This is a genomic window from Lysobacter sp. ESA13C (assembly GCF_019970005.1).
Lineage (GTDB): Bacteria > Pseudomonadota > Gammaproteobacteria > Xanthomonadales > Xanthomonadaceae > Lysobacter > Lysobacter antibioticus_B.
In genome coordinates, this window is sequence record NZ_JAHXYK010000012.1 from 17,491 (window position 1) to 36,852 (window position 19,362).

15 protein-coding genes are annotated in these 19,362 nt (G+C 68.2%); 6 read left to right on the forward strand and 9 right to left on the reverse strand.

What is annotated here, in order from left to right; genetic code table 11:
- Positions 1–154 precede the first annotated feature (154 nt).
- The 3 genes from LC490_RS20280 to LC490_RS20290 all read left to right on the forward strand — a co-directional run bounded on the left by LC490_RS20280 (position 155) and on the right by LC490_RS20290 (position 4,252).
- Positions 155–1,753 carry a peptidoglycan recognition family protein gene (locus LC490_RS20280; RefSeq protein ID WP_223621384.1) on the forward strand — a complete coding sequence of 533 codons (1,599 nt, stop codon included), beginning with the start codon at positions 155–157 and terminating at the stop codon, positions 1,751–1,753.
- Positions 1,754–1,916: 163 nt separating this feature from the next.
- Positions 1,917–3,242: a condensation domain-containing protein gene (locus LC490_RS20285; RefSeq protein WP_223621385.1), complete on the forward strand. Its 1,326-nt coding sequence runs from the start codon at positions 1,917–1,919 to the stop codon at positions 3,240–3,242.
- The gene (locus LC490_RS20290; protein ID WP_223621386.1) at positions 3,239–4,252 is read left to right on the forward strand and encodes a glycosyltransferase; all 1,014 of its coding nucleotides are present in this window, start codon (positions 3,239–3,241) and stop codon (positions 4,250–4,252) included. Before LC490_RS20285 ends, LC490_RS20290 begins: the two co-directional genes overlap by 4 nt.
- A gap of 121 nt (positions 4,253–4,373) precedes the next feature.
- Here the strand turns inward: LC490_RS20290 and LC490_RS20295 are convergent, their stop codons facing one another.
- The 7 genes from LC490_RS20295 to LC490_RS20325 all read right to left on the reverse strand — a co-directional run bounded on the left by LC490_RS20295 (position 4,374) and on the right by LC490_RS20325 (position 13,706).
- Positions 4,374–4,922: a hypothetical protein gene (locus tag LC490_RS20295; protein WP_223621387.1), complete on the reverse strand. Its 549-nt coding sequence runs from the start codon at positions 4,920–4,922 to the stop codon at positions 4,374–4,376.
- Positions 4,923–5,173: 251 nt separating this feature from the next.
- Entirely contained in the window at positions 5,174–5,383 is a 210-nt protein-coding gene (locus tag LC490_RS20300) for a cold-shock protein (RefSeq protein WP_031371060.1), read from the reverse strand.
- A 521-nt stretch (positions 5,384–5,904) separates the two neighbouring features.
- Entirely contained in the window at positions 5,905–6,807 is a 903-nt protein-coding gene (locus tag LC490_RS20305; protein ID WP_223621388.1) for a HEAT repeat domain-containing protein, read from the reverse strand.
- Between the two features lie 168 nt (positions 6,808–6,975).
- Positions 6,976–7,767, reverse strand: coding sequence for a M23 family metallopeptidase (locus LC490_RS20310; RefSeq protein ID WP_051884580.1), 792 nt, complete (start codon positions 7,765–7,767; stop codon positions 6,976–6,978).
- A 63-nt stretch (positions 7,768–7,830) separates the two neighbouring features.
- On the reverse strand, positions 7,831–9,984 hold the full coding sequence (locus tag LC490_RS20315) for a SpoIID/LytB domain-containing protein (RefSeq protein ID WP_223621389.1): 2,154 nt from the start codon (positions 9,982–9,984) through the stop codon (positions 7,831–7,833).
- A 173-nt stretch (positions 9,985–10,157) separates the two neighbouring features.
- On the reverse strand, positions 10,158–12,068 hold the full coding sequence (locus LC490_RS20320) for a peptidoglycan recognition family protein (RefSeq protein ID WP_223621390.1): 1,911 nt from the start codon (positions 12,066–12,068) through the stop codon (positions 10,158–10,160).
- Positions 12,069–12,527: 459 nt separating this feature from the next.
- The gene (locus LC490_RS20325) at positions 12,528–13,706 is read right to left on the reverse strand and encodes a lactonase family protein (protein WP_223621391.1); all 1,179 of its coding nucleotides are present in this window, start codon (positions 13,704–13,706) and stop codon (positions 12,528–12,530) included.
- 354 nt (positions 13,707–14,060) lie between these two features.
- Between LC490_RS20325 and LC490_RS20330 the strand changes: the two genes are divergently transcribed.
- Complete coding sequence (locus LC490_RS20330) at positions 14,061–14,315, forward strand: DUF3297 family protein (RefSeq protein WP_031371055.1); 255 nt, start codon at positions 14,061–14,063, stop codon at positions 14,313–14,315.
- A 178-nt stretch (positions 14,316–14,493) separates the two neighbouring features.
- Positions 14,494–14,976 (forward strand): DUF2165 family protein, encoded by a 483-nt coding sequence (locus tag LC490_RS20335; RefSeq protein ID WP_031371054.1) that lies wholly within the window; start codon positions 14,494–14,496, stop codon positions 14,974–14,976.
- Between the two features lie 19 nt (positions 14,977–14,995).
- Here the strand turns inward: LC490_RS20335 and LC490_RS20340 are convergent, their stop codons facing one another.
- Positions 14,996–15,481, reverse strand: coding sequence for a tetratricopeptide repeat protein (locus LC490_RS20340; RefSeq protein ID WP_051884577.1), 486 nt, complete (start codon positions 15,479–15,481; stop codon positions 14,996–14,998).
- A gap of 197 nt (positions 15,482–15,678) precedes the next feature.
- On the opposite strand from LC490_RS20340, the gene LC490_RS20345 reads away from it, so the two are divergent.
- Positions 15,679–17,472, forward strand: a complete 1,794-nt coding sequence (locus LC490_RS20345) for a VWA domain-containing protein (protein ID WP_343223029.1) — start codon at positions 15,679–15,681, stop codon at positions 17,470–17,472.
- A gap of 74 nt (positions 17,473–17,546) precedes the next feature.
- Here LC490_RS20345 and LC490_RS20350 read toward each other — a convergent pair whose 3' ends face one another.
- Positions 17,547–18,929 carry an amino acid permease gene (locus LC490_RS20350; RefSeq protein ID WP_223621392.1) on the reverse strand — a complete coding sequence of 461 codons (1,383 nt, stop codon included), beginning with the start codon at positions 18,927–18,929 and terminating at the stop codon, positions 17,547–17,549.
- Between the last annotated feature and the right edge of the window lie 433 nt (positions 18,930–19,362).

Sequence of the window (19,362 nt, forward strand, 5' to 3'; positions counted from 1 at the left end):
GCGCCGGACTGGAAGCGTCGGCACAGATCGACGCATCGCAAAGCGCCGGTTTCCGGCAACGGGTCACGTAAACCCTGCGGTTGCTCACGACAATGAACGAACGGGATCCATACGCGGCTTTCCACGGACTACACACTCCGAAGGAGATCGTTCGATGCATGTGCACTCACTCGCCGCAGCCCTCGGCTGTTCGCTGCTGCTGACCTCGGCGCTGGCCGTCGCGGCCGACCGTCCCGACCTCGAGGTTCTGCGTTTCGAATTCGACAAGACCCAGGCGCAAGTGCTGGCGCAAGCCCGGCGCGCGTCCTATCCCGAGTATTTCCGCCGCGCCTATGCGCGTTATCCGAACCTGCCGGCCGGCTCGCTGGAAGCGATCGCTTATGCCGAAACCGGCTGGAACCACGTCGCCCCCGAAGCGCAGAACCCGCGCGATGTGCACATGCCGCGTTCCTACGGCGTCATGGGCCTTTATCACGGCGGCGGTTTCGCCGATCAGGTCGGCGAAGGCGCGCGCCTGATCGGGCACAGCGCGCAGCAGGTCATCGACGATGCGCAAAGCAACATCCTCGCCGGCGCCGCCCTGCTCGACCGCGCGCTCGCCGCCAGCCAGGGCGAACGGCGCAGCCGCGCCCTCGCCCAAGCCGAGGATCTGGCCCCGGTGCTGGCACGCTACGCCGGCTACGGCGCCTCCACTGGCGGCATCGCCGACTACGCGCGTCAAAGCTTCGCTTATGGCGTGCTGCAGACGCTCGAACGCGGCGTCAGCGACCAAGGCGTCGAGATCCCGGCGCAACCGCTGCGCCTCGAACGCGCCTTCGGCGCCGGTCAGTTGCAGAAACTGCGCGCGCCGACCCTGTTGATCGACGCCGGCGCCGACAGCGTCCGCGTCGACCGTACACTCGCCGATCAGTTGGCCCGGCCGGCGATCGATGCCGGCGCCAAGGCCGTCGATTTCGGCGAAGCGATCTGGAACCCGGCCAGCCCGAGCAACTACAGCACCGCCTCGAACGCGATGAGCGCGGTGATCCTGCACACGATGGAAGGCTCCTACGCCGGCTCGATCGCCTGGTTCCAGAACCCGAGCGCGCAGGTGTCGGCGCACTATCTGATCCGCAAGTCCGACGGCCAGATCACCCAGATGGTGGCGGAAAACCGCCAGGCCTGGCATGCGAAGTACCACAACTACTACACCGTCGGCATCGAGCACGACGGCCGCGCCGCCGATGCCGGCAACTGGTCGGCGGCGATGCTCAACGCCTCCGCGCGCCTGACCAAGAGCATCTGCGCGCGCCGCGGCATCGACTGCCGCACGGCCTGGAACGGCCCCGGCTACGACAGTTGGCATCTGGTCCCCGACAGCGTGCGGGTCAAGGGCCACGGCATGCTGACCCAGAACGAGAACCGCTACGACCCCGGCAAGTACTTCCCGTGGTCGAGCTATTACGGCCTGATCAACGGCGGCGGCACGCCGAACCCGCCGGGCAAGTACTGGGTCGACACCTTCGCCAATGCCACCGGCTACAAGTGGCCGTCGACCCTGACCCCGGTCGGCACCCTCTACCAGGGCACCCATTACGTCTACTGCAAGGCCTGGGGCCAGGAAGTGCGCGTCGGCACCAGCTACAACCACTACTGGCTCAAGACCGATCTCGACGTCGGCCCGGCCGGGGCCTGGGTGTCGGCGTATTACCTGAGCCGCTGGGGCAACGACGAGGCGCGCGACAACAACGGCGCGGTGATTCCGGACTGTTGATCCGACCGGCGAGCGCCTCGCCGCGGCGCCCTCGTCCCGATCGGGCGAGGGCACCGCAACGGCATGAACGCCGCGCCACTGCGCGAACGGCCGCACCCGAGCTTTCCCGGCCAGCGGCGCCCTCGACGGCGCGCCTGGCGATTCACCCGATCGCGAGAACACGATGAAACGAAAGATGATGCTGTGCGAGCGGATCATGTACGTCGACCGCGACACCCCGTTCACCCTGGTCCAGGCCGCGCGCATCCGCGGCCGGCTCGATCCGGAGCAGTTGCGCCACGCCCTCGACCGCATCCAGCTCAAGCACCCGATGCTGCGCTGCGCCGTGCTCGACGGCGACTCGCCGCAGATCGTGCTCGAGGACGATCCCGCGCCGATCCCGCTGCGCCTGGTCGCGCGCGAAAGCGACCAGGACTGGCTGCGCGAATCGCATATCGAACGCGAGACCGCGTTCGCCAGCGACCGTGCGCCGCTGATGCGCGCGGTCTGGATCCACGACGAAGACGGCGGCGAGTTGCTGCTGACCTGCCACCACTGCATCTGCGACGGTTTGTCGATGGTGACCCTGCTGCGCGAGACCCTGGCCCTGTGCGACTGCCCGGACCTCGATATCGGGCGCCATACCAGCGTCAACGGCATGGAGGACTTGCTGCCCGAGGAAGTCCTGAACGATCGCCGCGCCCACCGCAACGCGCGCTGGAAGGCGATGGCGTTCCGTCTGTTCTTCGCGGTGCGGCGCAAACGCACGCCGATACCGCAGGGCGAGTTTTATGTGTTGCGCTGGAAACTGCCGCGCGAAGCCAGCCAGGCCCTGGCCGAGCGCGCGCGCGCCGAAGGCGTGACGGTGTTCGCCGCCATCGCGGTCGCGTTCTCGCTGGCGTTCCGCACCATCCGCAGCGACCGCGCCAACGGCAAGGTGTTCGTGCCGGTCGACATCCGCAAGTTCCTGCCGCGGCTCAGCGCCGACAGCCTGTTCGCGTCCGCGCCCGGCGCCATCGTCGCGCTCGACAACCGCACCCCGCCGGACCAGATCGACGAACTCGGCTACTGGAATCAGGCGCGCGCGTTCAAGGCCCGACTCAACCAGCGCATCGAGCGCCTGACCCGCAACGTCTACGAGTTCTTCATCGGCCTGGAGCTGCTGCATTCGGTGTTCGACCAGTTCATCGCCGAGCGCCGCTCCGACCTCGACGCCTACGACGTCACCCTGTCCAACGTCGGCCGCATCGAGATGCCGCGCGACTACCACGGCTTCCACCTGGAAACCGTATACAGCCCGACTTTGCACCTGCCCTGGCGCACCACCACCTCGGTGCTGATGTCGGGCTTCGCCGGCGAGCTGGATTTCAGCTTCATGTCCGACCTGCACTCGTTGCCGCGCGAGCAGGCCGAAGCGATCCGCGACCACGTCATCGCCTCGCTGTGGGAGCGCGGACGCACCGCCAATCCGGCCGAGACCGACATCCTGTCGGTGCGGGAAGCCGCATGAAGGTGGACCGCGACCTAGGCGCGGACGCGCCCTACGGTCCGCCGCCCGGCGACACCGCCGTCGAACCGGCCAGGATCCCGCGCGCGATCGATCCGCGCGCCTTCGGGGTGGTGTTCGTGTTGTGGCATCCGGACGCGTCGCACCTGATCCATCTCGACGATGCGCATGCCGCTTGTCGCCACGTCGTCGCTGTCGACAACTCGCCCGAGGCCGATGCCGACTTGCACGAGCGCCTGCGCGGCGCCGGCATCGAGGTGGTGTTCAACCGCAACGCCGGCGGCATCTCCGGCGCCTACAACCGCGGCGTCGAGGCCTTGCTCGCGCGCGGCTGCCAGGTGGTGTTCCTGCTCGACCAGGATTCGCAGCTCGGCCCGGAATTCTTCGCCCGGATGATGCAGGCCTGCGCCCAGGTCGGCAGTCAGGCCTTCGTGCTCGGGCCGAAGGTGTTCGAGGCCAACCTCGGCCGCTATCTGCCGGTATTCTCGCCGGCCGGGCGGATGCCGCGGCCGGAGCGGATCGACGACCGCGTCGACGGCCTGATCCCGACCCTGTTCGTGATTTCGTCGGGTTCGGCGATCTCGGCCGCGGCCTATCGCGAGCTCGGCGCGTTCCGCGAGGACTACTTCATCGAGTACGTCGACATCGAGTACGGCCTGCGCGCGACCCGCCAGGGCATCCCGGTCTACGTCAACGCCGCGGTCGAGATGCGCCAGCAGGTCGGGCGCTTTGTCAAGCGCGGGATCTTTTCGACCAGCAATCACGTGGCCTGGCGCCGCTACTACGCCTCGCGCAACGCCGTGCACGCGCTGCGCTCCAACGCCTCGCGCTGGTCGGTGCATTGGCTGATCGAGTTGCTGACCCTGCACCAGGTGCTGTGCGTGCTGGTGTGCGAGGAGCACAAGCTGCGCAAGATCGTCGCCATCGCGGTCGGGTATTTCGACGGCGTGTTCGGCAGGCTCGGGGCGTTCGAGCAGCGCCACCCGCGGCTGGCGGCGTTCTGCCGGCATTGAGGTGCGGGCGCAGCAGATGAGCGGCCGAGGCGGGCGTCGGGTCGCGCCAGGGCGTGGTCGCGGCTTGCGCCGCTCCTGCTCTGAAGCGGAGCGGTAGCAACGCTCAGCCGCCACCCGTGGATCAGTAAGCGTCGCTGCCCAGACGGATGTCGATGCCGAGCGCGGCGGCGACCGCTTCCATGTTCTCGTCGTCGCGACGCAGGGTGATCCAGCCGGCGTACATGTCGCTGCCGGTGTCGCGGTTCCACAAGGTGTAGCCGTGTTCGCGCAGGCGCACGAAGGCCTTGGCCATCAGCTCGGGCACATCGGTGGCGTCGAGGAAGTCCTCGTCGGTGGGGTCTTCCACGCCCCAGTCCACGCTGAGGTTCCAGCGCGAGGCCAGTTGCGCGATCGAATCGATGAAGGAGCCGGTGTCCTTCCAGTCGACGCGATAACCGGAGGTCCAGTCGATCACCTCCTGGATGGTCTCGGCCGGCTCGGCGTCGGCGTCGTCCTCGCAGGTTTCGCGGTAACGCGCGAACTGCTGCAGCGCGGTGTCCTCGTCGCCGGGGTTGATCAGCAGCATCAGCTGCCAGACCAGGGCCTCTTCGTCGAGTTCCTCGTCGCTGTCGCCACCGGCGAAGTCGATTTCGTCGCCCTCGTAGTCGGATTCGTTGTCGGGTGCGCTCATGGGGTGGCGTCCGTAGGGGAAGGGAAATGGTGCGACCTGGCGGCCGGATTGGAAAGCCGGGGCGACGGACGGATGCGGCGGGCCCGGCGTAGCTGGGCCAAAAAACGAAAAAGCACGGCGTGGCCGGGCCCAAGAATGCAGCAGCCCGCCACCGGCGAGCCCCAAAACGAAGAAGCCCGGCTTGCGCCGGGCTTCTCGATGCCACCCTGCCTTGCGGCGCGGGTAGCGAGGTCAGCGTTGAACCCGAGGGTTCAGACCGCCTGCACCTGGTCGGCTTGCAGGCCCTTCTGGCCCTGCGTCACGACGAAGGAGACCTTCTGGCCTTCCTGCAGGCTCTTGAAGCCCTGGCCCTGGATCGCGCGGAAATGCACGAACACGTCATCGCCGCTCTCACGGCTGATGAAACCAAAACCCTTGGCGTCGTTGAACCACTTGACAGTACCGATCTCACGATCCGACATGTTGCTTACTCCTTGAAACGTTGTGTTGGAATGCCGCTTTCACGGCGTTGGGGCTGGTTGCAAGGAGGAAGCGAGGTGGAACGATGGAGTGGATCAGCGATCTACGGCATCGGGTCACGACCTACGGTGACCCTTGACGAACTCAGCTCGTACACCGTAGTGGCCCGCGATGGGAAAATCAATTGGAGAAACGCACCCGCGTTCATTCGATTAGGCGATCCAGTGCACGGTTTGGAACATGCCGCTTGCAGCCGGGCGGTGCCAAAGGCACCCCGCAGGCTATCGCCCCAGCCTCATCCAATTGATTTCATTGAATTTTACGATTTTACTTCTGGCGATTGGACGACTGGGCGCCGGATAAACCGAATCCATTCGCTGCATCGAACCTGAACGACGTTCATATTCGATCGTCCCGAACCGATACCAAACCGGGGGCGATCCAGGCCCCGGGCGGCCCGCGGAACCCCGATCAGCGCCGATCCGCCCTGGGACCCGGGCCGGCGACCACCCGGTTCGAAGCTTCATCGGCCCTCGCCGCCGTCCTTGTCGGACTGCGCCTGGGCGCGACGCCAGATCCCGTACTCGGCGCGGTTGAGGCGAAACTCCTGCAGCGCGAACGTCGCTGCGCCGCGATCGGCCGCGCTCGACTCGGGATCGGCGGCGATGGCGAGCAAGGCTTCCTTGAGGCGCTCGCTGCGGATGCCCGAACCGAGCACACCGGCGATCGCTTTCGCGCGTACCTCCGCCGAGTTGTCGAGGATCGCGCGGTGCAACAGGTCCTCGACCTGTTCGCCGTCGTCCCATTGCGCGAGTTGCAGCACGGCCTGTGCGCGTAGGTTCGGATCGGGGTGACGCGCCAGCGCCGCCAGTTCGGCGACCACCGGCGCGGCGTCCTCGCTCGGCATCGTCGCCGGGGTCAGCATCGCCACCAATTCGCCCATGCGCTGCGGGTCGCCGCCGCGCTCGAGCTTGGCCAACAGCGTCTGCCGCACTTCAGGGCGGTCCATCGAATACGCGCGCAACAGCTCCAGGCCATCGCGCTCGTCCTCGGGCCGGGTGCTGGCGCTGAGCGACAAGGCGAAGCGCAGTACCTCCTCGCCCGACACCGCATTGAGCAAGGACAGCAGTTCGCCGCGCGCGGCGAGGTCGCGTTCGTTGCGGTAGCGCTGCAACAGACTTTGCAGGAAAGCCGGATCGCGGCTGGCGCGTTGCCGCAACGACTCGAAGCTGATCCGCTCGTTGCCGAGCACCAGGTATTCCGGACTCGTCGCCGCATCGATCCCGGTCGGCTGCTGCACCGGCGTCGAGGGCGGCGGCGCCGCCGGCGGTGCGGCCGTTACCTCGCGACGCGCCACATAGGCGCCGAGCGCGGCGCCCAAGACGGCGGAGATAAGGGCGACCAACAGCACCTGGCTGGATTTCATACACGTTTCAAACCGGCGGAACCTCGTCGCAGGATAACGCGGCGCTTGTTCCGCGCTGCATTCCGCGCCTGCGAAACGAATCCGCCGGCACAAGCGCAACAAAGCCCCTCTCCCGTGGACGGGAGAGGGGTTACTGAGGGCAATCGGACTACGACCGCCCTCGGCGCATCAACAAGGCGGTGCGACGCGACCGTCCGAGCCGGTGTAGGTGTAGGCATCGGGAATGAAGCGACCGCTGCCGATCCGGTTCCAGATGTTGCTGGTGCCGTAGGTGCCGGTGACCGAGGTGCCGGTGGTCTGGCACTGGATCGTCACCGCGGTGCCGTCGGCCAGGCTGCCGACGATCGAGTACGAAGTGCCGGGACCGGAACGCACGTTCAGCGGGGTGCCGTTGGTATTGACCGTGCCCGAACCGGTGCCGCCGCCACTGCAGCTGTTGCGGCTGGTGTAGTTGGTGCTGTTGCCGCTTTCGTCGAAGTACTTGATCAACGCGCCGTTGAAACGAATGCGTTGGGCACTGCCGTTCAAGCGCTCTTCGAAGTGCAGGTGGGCGCCGAACGAGCCGCCGGTGTTGCCGACGGTGCCGATCGCCTTGCCGGCGGCGACGCTCTGGCCGACCGAGACCGAGTACGAATTCAGATGCGCATACAGGGTGCTCCAGCCGCCGCCGTGATCGATCACCACGTACTTGCCGTAGCTGGTGTCGCCGAGGTTGCGCACCACGCTGACGGTGCCGCCGACCGAGGCGACCACGGTGTCGCCCTCATCGTTGGCGCGATTGAAGTCGACCGAGTTCTGCGGGCGGTGGTTGGAGCGGGTCTGGCCGGCCCAGGTCTGGCCGCAGGGAAACGGCATCTGGAAGTTCGGCGCGGCCTCGGCGGCGGTGGCGAACAAGGCGGCGAAGGCGAACAGCGCGGACAGGCCGCGAAGTCGGATACGTCTTGCGTTGACTGCGTTCATGGCGGGGATACTCCATCGGTGATGGCCGCGCCGTTGCCGGCGGCGCGACGCGGTTGAAGGGGGTCAGTGCAGGATCTGGACGTCGTCCAGATAGAGGTTGACGTCGTAACTGGTCTGCTCGCGCAGGAACCACACCGCATCCAGGCGCACGCTGGCGGCGTCGATCGTGCCGTTGCTGGCGCCGGCCCAGGCGTTCCACTGCGCGGCATCGCCGAGCGACCATTCCAGCCAGGTCCATTGCCCGCTCGGAATCGCGCGACTGATCGCGCGCTCGGTGCCGTCGCTGTCGTCGATGCTCAGGCTCGCGCTGAGCCCGCTGGCGCCGGTGTAGACCCAGAAGCCGACCTTGCCGCCATTGCGCACCAGCTCGACGTTGTTGGCCGGCGTGCCGCCGCCCGACAACAGGCGCACCGCCCAGGCGCTGGCGACGGCGGGGTCGTCCTTGAGCAAGACCCGCAACGAGCAACTGCCGTTCTTGCGCGTGGCGCAGTCCTGCTGGGCCAAGGATGCGGTCGACACGCCGATCGTGCTGCCGGACGCGGTCGGCGCGCTGGCGAAACGGCCGACGCCGCTCTCGAAGCCGTCGAGCACGATCGCGCCGCCGCCCGGCCCGCCGCCCTCGTTGGCGAGGAAGGCATTGCGCATGCCGCCGGGGCTGTTGTTGTTGTTGAAGTAGTGGTTGGCGATCCAGCGCCAGTCGCGGCCGTGGTTGGCGGCCCAGCGCTGCGTGCCCCATTGGCTCATGCCGCGGCCGTGGCCGAAACAACCGCGATTGCGCCCGACCTCATCGGACAGGCACGGCCAGTTGTTGCGCGGCGAACCGTTGCGGCCGTTGCCGCAGCTGAGGTCGTTGTTGACGCAGGACAGGCCGTCGCTGGGGCTGTCCCAGGCGTTGTTCTCCGAGGAGTACTCGCTGAAGGCCGCGGTCTTGCCGTCGCGGGTCAGCAGCACGCCGCGCGTGGCCGCCGCGGCCGCGACCGTCGCCGACACGCTGTCGGCGTTGAAGGCCTGGCAGGAGGTGCTGTTGCAGATGTCGTAGCGGCTGTTGACCGGGTGGGCGACGTAATACGCTGCATAGCTGCGGTAGGCGACGGCGCCGGCCGCAAGCGAGTCGGCGTCCCAGGACGGGATCCACTCCTCGTCGAGGCCGCGGCCGACGTAGTCTTCGAAACCGTAGACCGACACGCCGCTGCAGGAACGCCCCGAACAATTGGTGCCGACGCGGATGCTCGACGGCACCGGCACGCTGACCGCCTGCGCGATCAGGCGCTGCGCGATCGCGACCGAGGCCGGGCGCCGCGGGTCGAGCGCGGCGTCTTCGTCGGCGGCGGCGTCGGATTCGGCCTGCAGCGCATCGGCGGCCGAGCGCGGCCGTTGCTGGTCTTCGCGCTGGCGCGCGCGCACTTGCACGTGGCTGCGATCGATCACCACGGTCGAACCGGCGCCGGCTTCGAGATCGACGATCAGGTGACGGCTGTCGTTGAGCAGCGGCAGCCCGGTCAGGCGCTGGCTGCGGTAACCCTTGGCGCTGACGGTGATCTCCACCGTCGCCGGCAAGGCCTCGCTGTCGCGCGCCAGGGCCCGCGGCAGTTGCGCGGACAACTCGAAATAGCCCTCGCCGTCGGCGGTCGTGCCTGCGCCTTGGCTGCTGCGCACCTGCGCGCCGGCGACCGGACGGCCGCTGCGATCGTAGACATGGCCGCTGAACACCGCGCACTGCGCGCAAGCCGCGGCCTTCAGCGCCAACAGATCCAGGGCTTCGGACGGCATCGACGGCGACAGCCACACGGTCACCGGCAATACCGGCGCGGCGTCGATCTCGACCCGGGTGCTGAGGCTGTCGTAGCCCGGCGCGCTGACGATCAGCTCGTAGCGGCCTTCGGCCAGGGCGGCGACGCGGCCGCCGCGGGTAGTGATGCCGAGGTCGTGCACGCGCGCTTCGGCGCCGCGTGCGATTACGACCAGGTGCGAATCCAGCGCGCGGCCGCTGACGCTGTCGCGTACGCGGATATCGAGCGCGCGGCTGGCGGATGCGCTGTTCGATGCCGGCGTGGTCGAGCCGGCGCGGCTGGCGCGATGCGCCGCGCCCGGCGTGCGCAGCCATTGCGCGAATACGGCGCCGGCCAGCAGCAGGGCCAGGACCGCCAACCAGGTTGGCAGGCGACGCGGCGATCTCGATGGGCGCGGCGCTTCGGGCGCTTGCGGGTGCTCGGACATGGACGATCCCCTGGGAGTGACGAAACCGTCCGCAGGCGCGCTTCACGCCGATCGGCGGTGCGAAGTGGTGCGCGTGCGGCCGCGATGATCCGAAGCGCGCAGGCCGGTTGCGGGGTGCCGGCCTGCGCGCGGAGGGATCGGTGGTGAAACTCTCGGATCAGTGCTTGGTCGGATCAGTACTTGACCTGGACGTCGTCGAGATAGAGGTTGACGTCGTAGCTGGTCTGGTCGCGGTACAGCCAGATCGCGTCGAGCTTGACCGTGCTGGCGGTGATCGCGCCGTTGGCGTTGCCGACCCAGGCGTCCCACTGGGCGGCGTCGTCCAGGCGCCACTCCAGGTAGGTCCAGGTGCCGGCCGGGATCGCACGGCTGATCGAACGCTCGGTGCCGTCGCTGTCGTCGACGCCGAGCGCGGCGCTCATGCCGGTCGCGCCGGTGTAGACCCAGAACCCGACCTTGCCGTTGGCGCGCGTCAGCGCGGCGTTGCTGGCCGGCGTGCCGCTGGCCGACAACAAGCGCACCGCCCAATCGCTGGCGCTGGCGGTGTCGTCCTTGAGCAGCACGCGCAGGGAGCATTCGCCGTTCTTGCGGGTGGCGCAGTTGCGCTCGCCGAGCGAAGTCGCGGCGATACCGGTGGTGCTGCCCGAATAGGCCGGGCCGGTGTCGAAGTGGCCGACCGTGCTCTCGAAGCTGTCGATCACGGTGCCGGTGCCGCTGCCCGGGTTGAGCAGGTTGTAGTAGCGCGCCCAGTCCCAGTTGATGCCGGGGTCGGTGTGATCCTGGCCGCTGTAATGCTGGTGGCCCTTGACCTTGACGCTGGTCGGCAACACGTTGACGCCGCTGCCGCCCGGGCCGCGGAACGCGCTGGCGCAGCTGATCGCGCTGTAGCGGGCGCAGAAGTGCCGGGTCAGCGCCGCCGAGGCGTTGTACATCGCGCTGGTGTACCAGCTGGCGTTGTTGATGAAGCCTTCGTGCTCGATACCGAGCGTGGTTTTGTTGTGTATGCCGACGTGATGCGAGGCGCGGTCCTCGCGCACCATCTGGGTGATCTGGCCGTCCGAGCTACGGATCAGATAGTGCGCGCTGACACTCTTGGGGTTGTTCTGGAACCAGGAAATGCTGCCGGCGTAATAGCCCTGCATCGTGTGGATGGTGACCGAGTCGTACGAGGTGCGGGGAGAGTGATACGGCGACGCCACCCACAAGGCCGGACCGTAGTCGGTGCTCTTGGTGTCGGCGCTGTCGAGGCTCGGCGCGGTCAGGGTTTCGCTGAGCGGGTCGATGGCGTAGTCGCCGCTTTTCAGGCCCTGCGTCTCGACCCGATCGCGGGCCAGGTCCAGGCGCACGAACGGCGCGCGCAGTTGCACCAGCTTGCGCGCGTCGAAGGCGCGCTCCCAGGCCACCGGGCGCTCCGGCACGACGATGCCGCGGTCGTTGACGCCCTTGTCCTGGGCCAGCAGCACATCGAAGGCGAAGCTCGAACGCGCGTGGTCCTGGATGGCGCTGCGCGCGAGCGCGTTGCCGCCGCGGGCGAAGCCGGCATAACGCTCCAGCGCCGGGCGCGTGGCCTCGGGCGTAGCCTTCGCACCGACGCCATCGGCGCGCAGCTCGCGATCGAGCAAGGCGGCGGCAGCGAGGATGTTGCTCAAGGGATCGCGCTGCACCCGCGCCGCCGGCACGCCGAGCAGCCGGGCGCCCTCGCCGACCTGGTCGGCGAAGCCTTCGCCGCGGTACAGGCCCATGACGCCGTAGGAGCGCGGCATGTGTTGGTGCTGCTCGCCGTATTGGGCTGTGCTCGGCTGCAGGTGCTGCCAACGGCTCATGACGTAGGCGACCGATTCGAGCGTGCCGGCCGGGATCGCCGGATAGCGCGCATAGGCCTGGCGGAAGTAGTCGGCGTAGACGGCGCGGTCGACCCGCGCCAGCGATTCCTCGACCTGCAGACGCTGGGCCAGGCCCCGGTCCTCGGGCGCCGGTCCGGCGATGGCGAACCAGGGCGCGGCGAGGGCCAACAGGCCGACCACGGCGAGCGACAGCGACGACGGCAGGCAGGCGGCGAACCGGCGTTCGGAATATTTGTTCATTTTTGTTTCCCCATGAGAATTAAAAATTCCCCGCGGGGTCCTTGTACTGCATTTGCCTGACTGGCAAGTGCTGTTCGAGGCGGTTTTGCGTAGCAAAATCGCGATCCGCGACTTCCATCACCCCTGAACTGCGCCGGTTGGCGCCTGGTCTCACGAGCGCCGATCCGGCCTACTCCGATGCAGGCCACACGCTGCGCTGCACCGCGTCATCTTCCTCCGGCGGCCGACGGCCTTCATCCTCGGGCTGACCCCAGTGGGGTCTGCCGGCTCCGCGCGCGCCCAGCCCAAGCGCCTCGCCGCAGCCCGGAAACGTACGAGGCCCGGACATGCCGGGCTACGAAACGCACAAGGCCCTGACATGCCGGGTTTCGGAAACTACAAGGCCCGGACATGCCGGGCCTTGCGAGGGCGAAACCAGGTGCGGATGCGGTGGCGTGTCGCCGCGAACGGCCAGCGAACTCAGTTAGCCGGCGCGAACTTGATGTCCGACGGCGCCACGGCTTCCAGCGTTTGCACGGTCTTGCCGAGCCTGCCCTCGGCGGGATCGCGCTCGATCACCACCAGGTTGCCGCTGTGTTGGTTGGCGACGATCAGATGACGGCCATCGGGCGAGAGCGCGAATTCGCGCGGCCCGCGGCCTTCGCTGCTGCGGCGCTGCAGCGCCGACAAACGCCCGCTGTCCGCATCGACCGCGTACACGGCGATGTGGTTGTCCTCGCCGCGGTTGCTCGCATACAAAAAGCGGCCGTCGGCGGACAGATGCAGCGCCGCGGCGGCATTGCCGCTGCTCCGGCCCGGGTCCATCGCCAGCGTCTGCACCGGTTGCAGGCGGCCATCGGCGTAGTCGAGCACCACTACCTCGCCGCTCATCTCCAGCGTCAGATACGCATGCCGTCCGGAGGCATCGAACAGCAGATGACGCGGGCCGCTGCCGGGCGGCAGTTCCAGGAACGGCGTCGCCGCCGCGCGCAGCGGACGTTCGCCGCTGCGCGCCGGGTCGTAGCGATAGGCATAGACCTTGTCGGCGCCGAGGTCGGCGGCGAACACATGCCGGCCGTCCGGCGACGGCACCGCGGCATGCACATGGGTCGACAGCTGGCGTTCGCGATCGGCCTGGCTGGCGCGATGGGTCAGCACCTGCACCGCCGACTGCAGGCGGCCGTCGCCGTCGACCGGCATCACCGCGAGCGTGCCGCCGGGATCGGCGTTGACCGAATAGTTGGCGACGAACAAATAGCGCCCGTCCAGGCTCAGCGCCGCATGCGCGGGCTCGTCGCCGAGACAGTTGGCCTGCGACAGCGGCCGCGAGCGGCCGTCTCCGCGCGCGAGGGCGAAGCTGCTGGCGCGGCCGACCGGGTCGTCCGACTCGGGGCCGTTCTCGTTGACCGCGAACAAGCGGCGGCCATCGGCGGAAAAGGCGAACCACGAGGGGTTGTCGGTCTCGATCACTTCCAGCGGCTGCGGCTCGATGCGCCCCTGGGCGGGGTCGAAACGATAGCGGCCGATGCCCTTGCAGACCGCACCGGTGTAGCAGCCCACCAACAACTCGGGCTGCGCGCGCTGTTCGGCGGCGGTGGCGGGTGCGGTAACAAGCGTCATCGACAGGCTCCAGGCAAGCAGGGGGGATCGCAGGATCATCGGGCTCTCCGGCGCCGGCGGCGCGACGCCCGATCCTGCACCAGCGCGCCGCGATGGCCAAGCCTGGGGGGCGCGGCGCTTGCCTTGTAATTTCACCGCAGCCGTCGCGGCCGGCAGTGGGGCGAATTCGCCCGCGGTTTCCCGCGTTTGTCCGGGCGCCGGACTTTCACGGCGCCCCGGGCTCACCGCCGGCATCGACGCGGCCGCGGAGGCACCGCGCCAAAACCCGCCGCCGCGCGGACTGGGCCGGGCACGACGGTGCGCGTATCCTGAGCGCCGAATCTCCAACGCCCCGGTCGCCCCGCGCCGGGTCGGCCTCGTACCACGTCAGTTCACTACCGAAAGAGCGCCAGCATGACCGACACCCCGCCCGACCGCCTCTCCAACGACACGCGCAGCCCCTATTACGACCCGGCCGTGCTCGAACGCGGGATCGGCCTGCGCTTCAACGGCGTGGAGAAGAACAACGTCGAGGAATACTGCGTCAGCGAAGGCTGGGTGCGCCTGCCGGTCGGCAAGTCGCTCGACCGCCGCGGCAACCCGATGACGATGAAGGTCAAGGGCCAGGTCGAGCCCTATTACCTGACCGAAGCACCGCAGGCCGACTGAGTCCGCCTGCCCGCGCCGCGCCGTTGCCCACCGGGGCACGGCGCGTCGTCATGTTGTTTGCTGACATTTTTTTCGCGGGCGATGTCTTAAACCCGCCTCCTGGATCGTCGATACAGCAACAGCCCCCAAATGCCGCGCCCGCGGCGGGGCGCACCGCTACGACCTTCCGGAGATCCGCATGTCCCTCGCTGCCAGCCTGTTGTTGTTCAAACTCGTCTTCATCGCCGGTCTGGCGTTGTGGCTCACCGTGGTCGCGTTCAACAACCTCATCGCCTTCCGCAACGGCGTGTTCGCGCTCGGTTCGATCATGCGCATGGCGCCGTTCGAACAAGCCCCGGCGATCCAATCGCCCCTGCTGTCGCGCAGGATCGAGCAAACTTCCTGGCACCGCGCCGCATTCTCGATCGTGCTCGGCGCCGAGATGGTCACGGTGGTGCTGTTGTGGGCGACGGTCGCCGCCTTGGCCGGCCTCGCCACCTCCGCCGACGCGATCATCCTGGCCAACCTGGCGCTGACCGCGCTGATGGCGACCAGCTTCCTGATGGCGGTCGGCGGCAGCTGGTTCGCCTATTACATCCGCCAGGACAACCTGCAACTGATCCACTTCGTCCTGGTCGCGGTGGCCGTGCTCGGCCTGCTCGCGGTCAATCTGCGCCCCTGAGCGCAGCGCCCGGGCCTGCTCAGGCGGTGGCGGTCTCGCGCCACTGCTCGCACAGCCGGCGCATGTCGCCGGCCAGGGCCGGCACCGGTTGCGGCAAGCGCAGCGCCGCTTCGAGCACGGCGCAGGCGCGGTCGCGGTCGCCTTCGGCCGCGGCCGACAGGCCGCGCGCATAAGCGCCGAGCGGATCGGCCTGGGCCAGCACCGGCGCCAGCCATTCGCACGCGTCCTTGGCGGTGCCGCGCATCAACAGCAACTGCGCCAACTGGAAACGGGCGACGACGAATTCCGGCAACACCGCCAGCACCGCGCGCAAGCGTTCCTCGGCGCGATCGAACAAGCCGAGCTGGGCGTGTTGGATCGCCAGCAGGTACTGCACGTGCAGATTGTCCGGTTCGCGTTCGAGCACGCGCTGCAGCAGGCGCACGGCCTCGACGTCGCGCGCCTGGTGGATGGCGTCGAGCGCGAGCCGCAGCAGGTCGGCGGTGGCGAGCCGGTCGGGGGTCATCGGGGCCTGGCGCCTCCCCGGCGCCGGCATTCGTAATGAACGCAGATTGTGGACCAAGCCGGGCCAACGGAAAACGACGGCGGTCATAACGAAAAGCGAAGACGCACTTGCCTAGTGTGGCCATCGCCGTCGCCTCGACCCCATCGCGCGCCGGCCGACGTTCCCAAGACGCACAACCCGATCAACGGAGGATCACCATGTTGCTGCGCAACCGCCCCACCCCCACCCGCTTGCCCGCTGCCGCCCTCGCCTGCGGCATCGCCTTCGCCCTGCTGCTGGGCGCCTGCAGCAAGAAAGTCGAACGCGCCGACGCGCCGGCTTCGGCCGAAGCGGTGTCGATGCCGATGCCCGCGAAAGTCATGATGGCCGAGCCCGACCAGTCGGCCCCCGCCAACACCGAGAAATACGCCGAGATCGAACCCAACCCGATCCACCGCGCCGCCGAGCAACCGGTCTCGACCTTTTCCATCGACGTCGACACCGGCAGCTACGCCAACGTGCGCCGTATGCTCGCCGCCGGCGAACTGCCGCCGAAGGACGCGGTGCGGGTCGAGGAGCTCATCAACTATTTCGACTACGGCTACCCGGCGCCGGACTCGAAGGACACGCCGTTCAAGGTCAGCACCGAGCTCGCGCCGGCACCGTGGAACGCCAAGCACGTGCTGATGCAGATCGGCATCCAGGGCTACGACGTCGACCGCAGCGAATTGCCGCCGGCCAACCTGGTGCTGTTGATCGACACCTCCGGCTCGATGGACGAGCCCGACAAGCTGCCGCTGCTGAAGAAAGCCTTCGCCCAGTTGGTCAAACAACTGCGCCCGCAGGACCGGATCTCGATCGTGGTCTATGCCGGCTCGGCCGGCCTGGTGCTGCCGCCGACGCCGGGCGACCGCGGCGGCGAGATCCTCGATGCGCTCGAACGCCTGCAGGCCGGCGGCTCGACCAACGGCGGCGACGGCATCCAGTTGGCCTACGCCACCGCGCGCCAGGCCTTCATCCCCGACGGCATCAATCGCGTCCTGCTCGCCACCGACGGCGACTTCAACGTCGGCACGGTCGACCAGAAGGCGCTGGAGACCCTGGTCGCCGACCAGCGCAAGTCGGGCATCGCCCTGAGCACGCTCGGTTTCGGCAGCGGCAACTACAACGACGCCATGGCCGAGCAGCTGGCCGACGTCGGCAACGGTAACCACGCCTACATCGACAGCGCCCTGGAAGCTCAGAAAGTGCTCGGCGAAGAACTCGGCTCGACCCTGCTGACCATCGCCGGCGACGTCAAGATCCAGGTCGAGTTCAACCCGGCGGTGGTCGCCGAGTACCGTTTGATCGGCTACGAAAACCGCCTGCTGCGGCGCGAGGACTTCAACAACGACCGCGTCGACGCCGGCGAGATCGGCGCCGGCCACGATGTCACCGCCTTGTACGAAGTGGCCCTGGTCGGGTCCGGCGGCGAGTCGGTCGATCCGCTGCGTTACGCGGCGGCCAAGCCGGCCGGCGAGGCCAAGGCCGACGACGGCGTGCGCAAGGACGAACTCGCTCTGCTGCGCCTGCGCTACAAGCGTCCCGGCGAGAACGACAGCCGCCTGATCGAGACCCCGTTGCGACGCCAGGACATCGCCGCGCAAGCGAGCGAACGCCTGCGCTTCGCCGCCTCGGTGGCCGGTTTCGGCGACCTGCTGCGCGGCGGTACCCACGTCGACGCGAACTTCGGCTGGGACGGCGTGATCAAACTCGCGGCGGATGCGCGCGGCGACGACCGCAACGGTTATCGCGGCGGATGCGCGCGGCGACGACCGCAACGGTTATCGCGGCGAATTCCTGCGGCTGGCGGAAACGGCGCGCGGGCTGCAGGCCTCGGCGCCGGCGCGCGGTGCGGCGGTCGGCGGGGAGTGAGCCGCGGTCATCCTCTCTCCGCTTGCGGCGACCGCAGGAAGTGCATGGCGCAGAGGACCGGGGTGAGGACGCTCTTTAGCTTGGTCTCGAATAACTAACTACGGCCTACCAGCGCTGCGCCCTCCCCCCAACCCCTCTCCCGCACGCGGGAGAGGGGCGTTGAGCGGAGCGATCAGGCGCCCTGCGCCACCGCGGTGTCGCGCTTGTGGAAGCCGACCGCGTAGTACAGCACTACCAGCAGGATCAGGAACGCGGGGCCGACATACAGCGCCACGCGCGTATCCGGGAAGTACGCCATCAGGCCGACCACCAGCACCAGGAAGGCCAGCGCGACCCACGAAGCCACCGGATACATCGGCATCTTGAAGGCCAGGCGCGCGCGTTCCTCGGCGCTGAGCGCCTTGCGGAAGCGCATGTGCGAAACCAGGATCACCGCCCAGGTCCAGATCGCGCCGAAGGTCGAGATCGAGGTCACCCAGACGAACACTTCCTTCGGCGCCAGGTAGTTCAGCAGCACGCCGAACAGCAGCGCCACCACCGACACCAGGATCGCCGCGCGCGGCACGCCGCCGCGCGAGGTGTTGGCGAAGAACGCCGGCGCCTGCTTCTGCTGGGCCAGGTTGTAGAGCATGCGGCCGGTGCTGAAGATGCCGCCGTTGCAGGAGGACAGCGCCGCGGTCAGGACCACGAAGTTGATGATGCCGGCGGCCTCGCGGATGCCCAGGCGCTCGAAGGTCATCACGAACGGGCTGCCGGTGGTGCCGAGCTCGTTCCAGGGGTACAGCGACAGGATCACGAACAGTGCGCCGACGTAGAAGATCACGATGCGCCAGAACACCGAGTTGATCGCATCGGGAATCGACTTGCCGGGGTTGGCGGCCTCGCCGGCGGTCAGGCCGATCATTTCCACGCCGAGGTAGGCGAACATCACCATCTGCAGCGACATCAGCACGCCCTGCGCGCCGTTCGGGAAGAAGCCGCCGTGCGCCCACAGGTTGCTGATGCCGATGGCCACGCCGTTGTTGCCGAAGCCGAACACGATCATCGCCAGGCCGGCGAGGATCATCACCACGATGGTCACGACCTTGATCATCGCGAACCAGAACTCGAACTCGCCGTAGGCTTTGACCGTGATCAGGTTGACCGAGCCCATCGCGATCAGCGCGGCCAGCGCCCAGATCCACTGCGGCGTATCCGGGAACCAGACCTGCATGTAGATGCCGACCGCGGTGATCTCGGCCACGCAGGTCACCAGCCACAGGAACCAGTAGTTCCAGCCGGTCAGATAACCGGCGAGCGGCCCGAGGTAGTCGCGGGCATAGCGGCTGAAGGAGCCGGCGACCGGGTTGTGCACGGCCATCTCGCCGAGCGCGCGCATGATGATGAAGATCGCCGCGCCGCCGAGCAGATAGGCCAGCAGGATGCCGGGGCCGGCCAACTTGATGGCATTGGCCGAGCCGAGGAACAGGCCGACGCCGATCGCGGCGCCGAGCGCCATCAGGCGGATATGGCGTTCGCTCAGACCGCGATGAAGTTCCTGCTGGTTCGTCTGCATCGGCGAGGCTCCCGGAATCGGTCCGGCACGACGCCCGCGCTGCGCTCAACGCGGCCGGACCGGAATCGGCGAAGCATACCCTGGGGTGAGGCGGTGCGGCAGGCGGGCTGAAGCGACTCCCGGCCGAAACCCCAAGCCGCCTCGATTCCCCTTCTCCCTTTCGATTGAAGCCCCTCTCTCGCTTGCGGCGACCGCAGGGAGTGCAAGGCTGAGAGGGGTTGGGGTGAGGGCACGCGAGGCAGTTATGGCAACACGCCTGCCATCATCCGGCCCTTCGGGCCACCTTCTCCCGCTTGCGGGAGAAGGGAAAGGCAAATGCCCGCTTGCGGGAGAAGGGAAAGGCAAATCCCCGCTTGCGGGAGAAGGAAAGTGAGGAAACCTCCCGCTTGCGCGAGAAGGAATGGCTCGCGGGAGAAGGGCAAGCCCGCCTCAT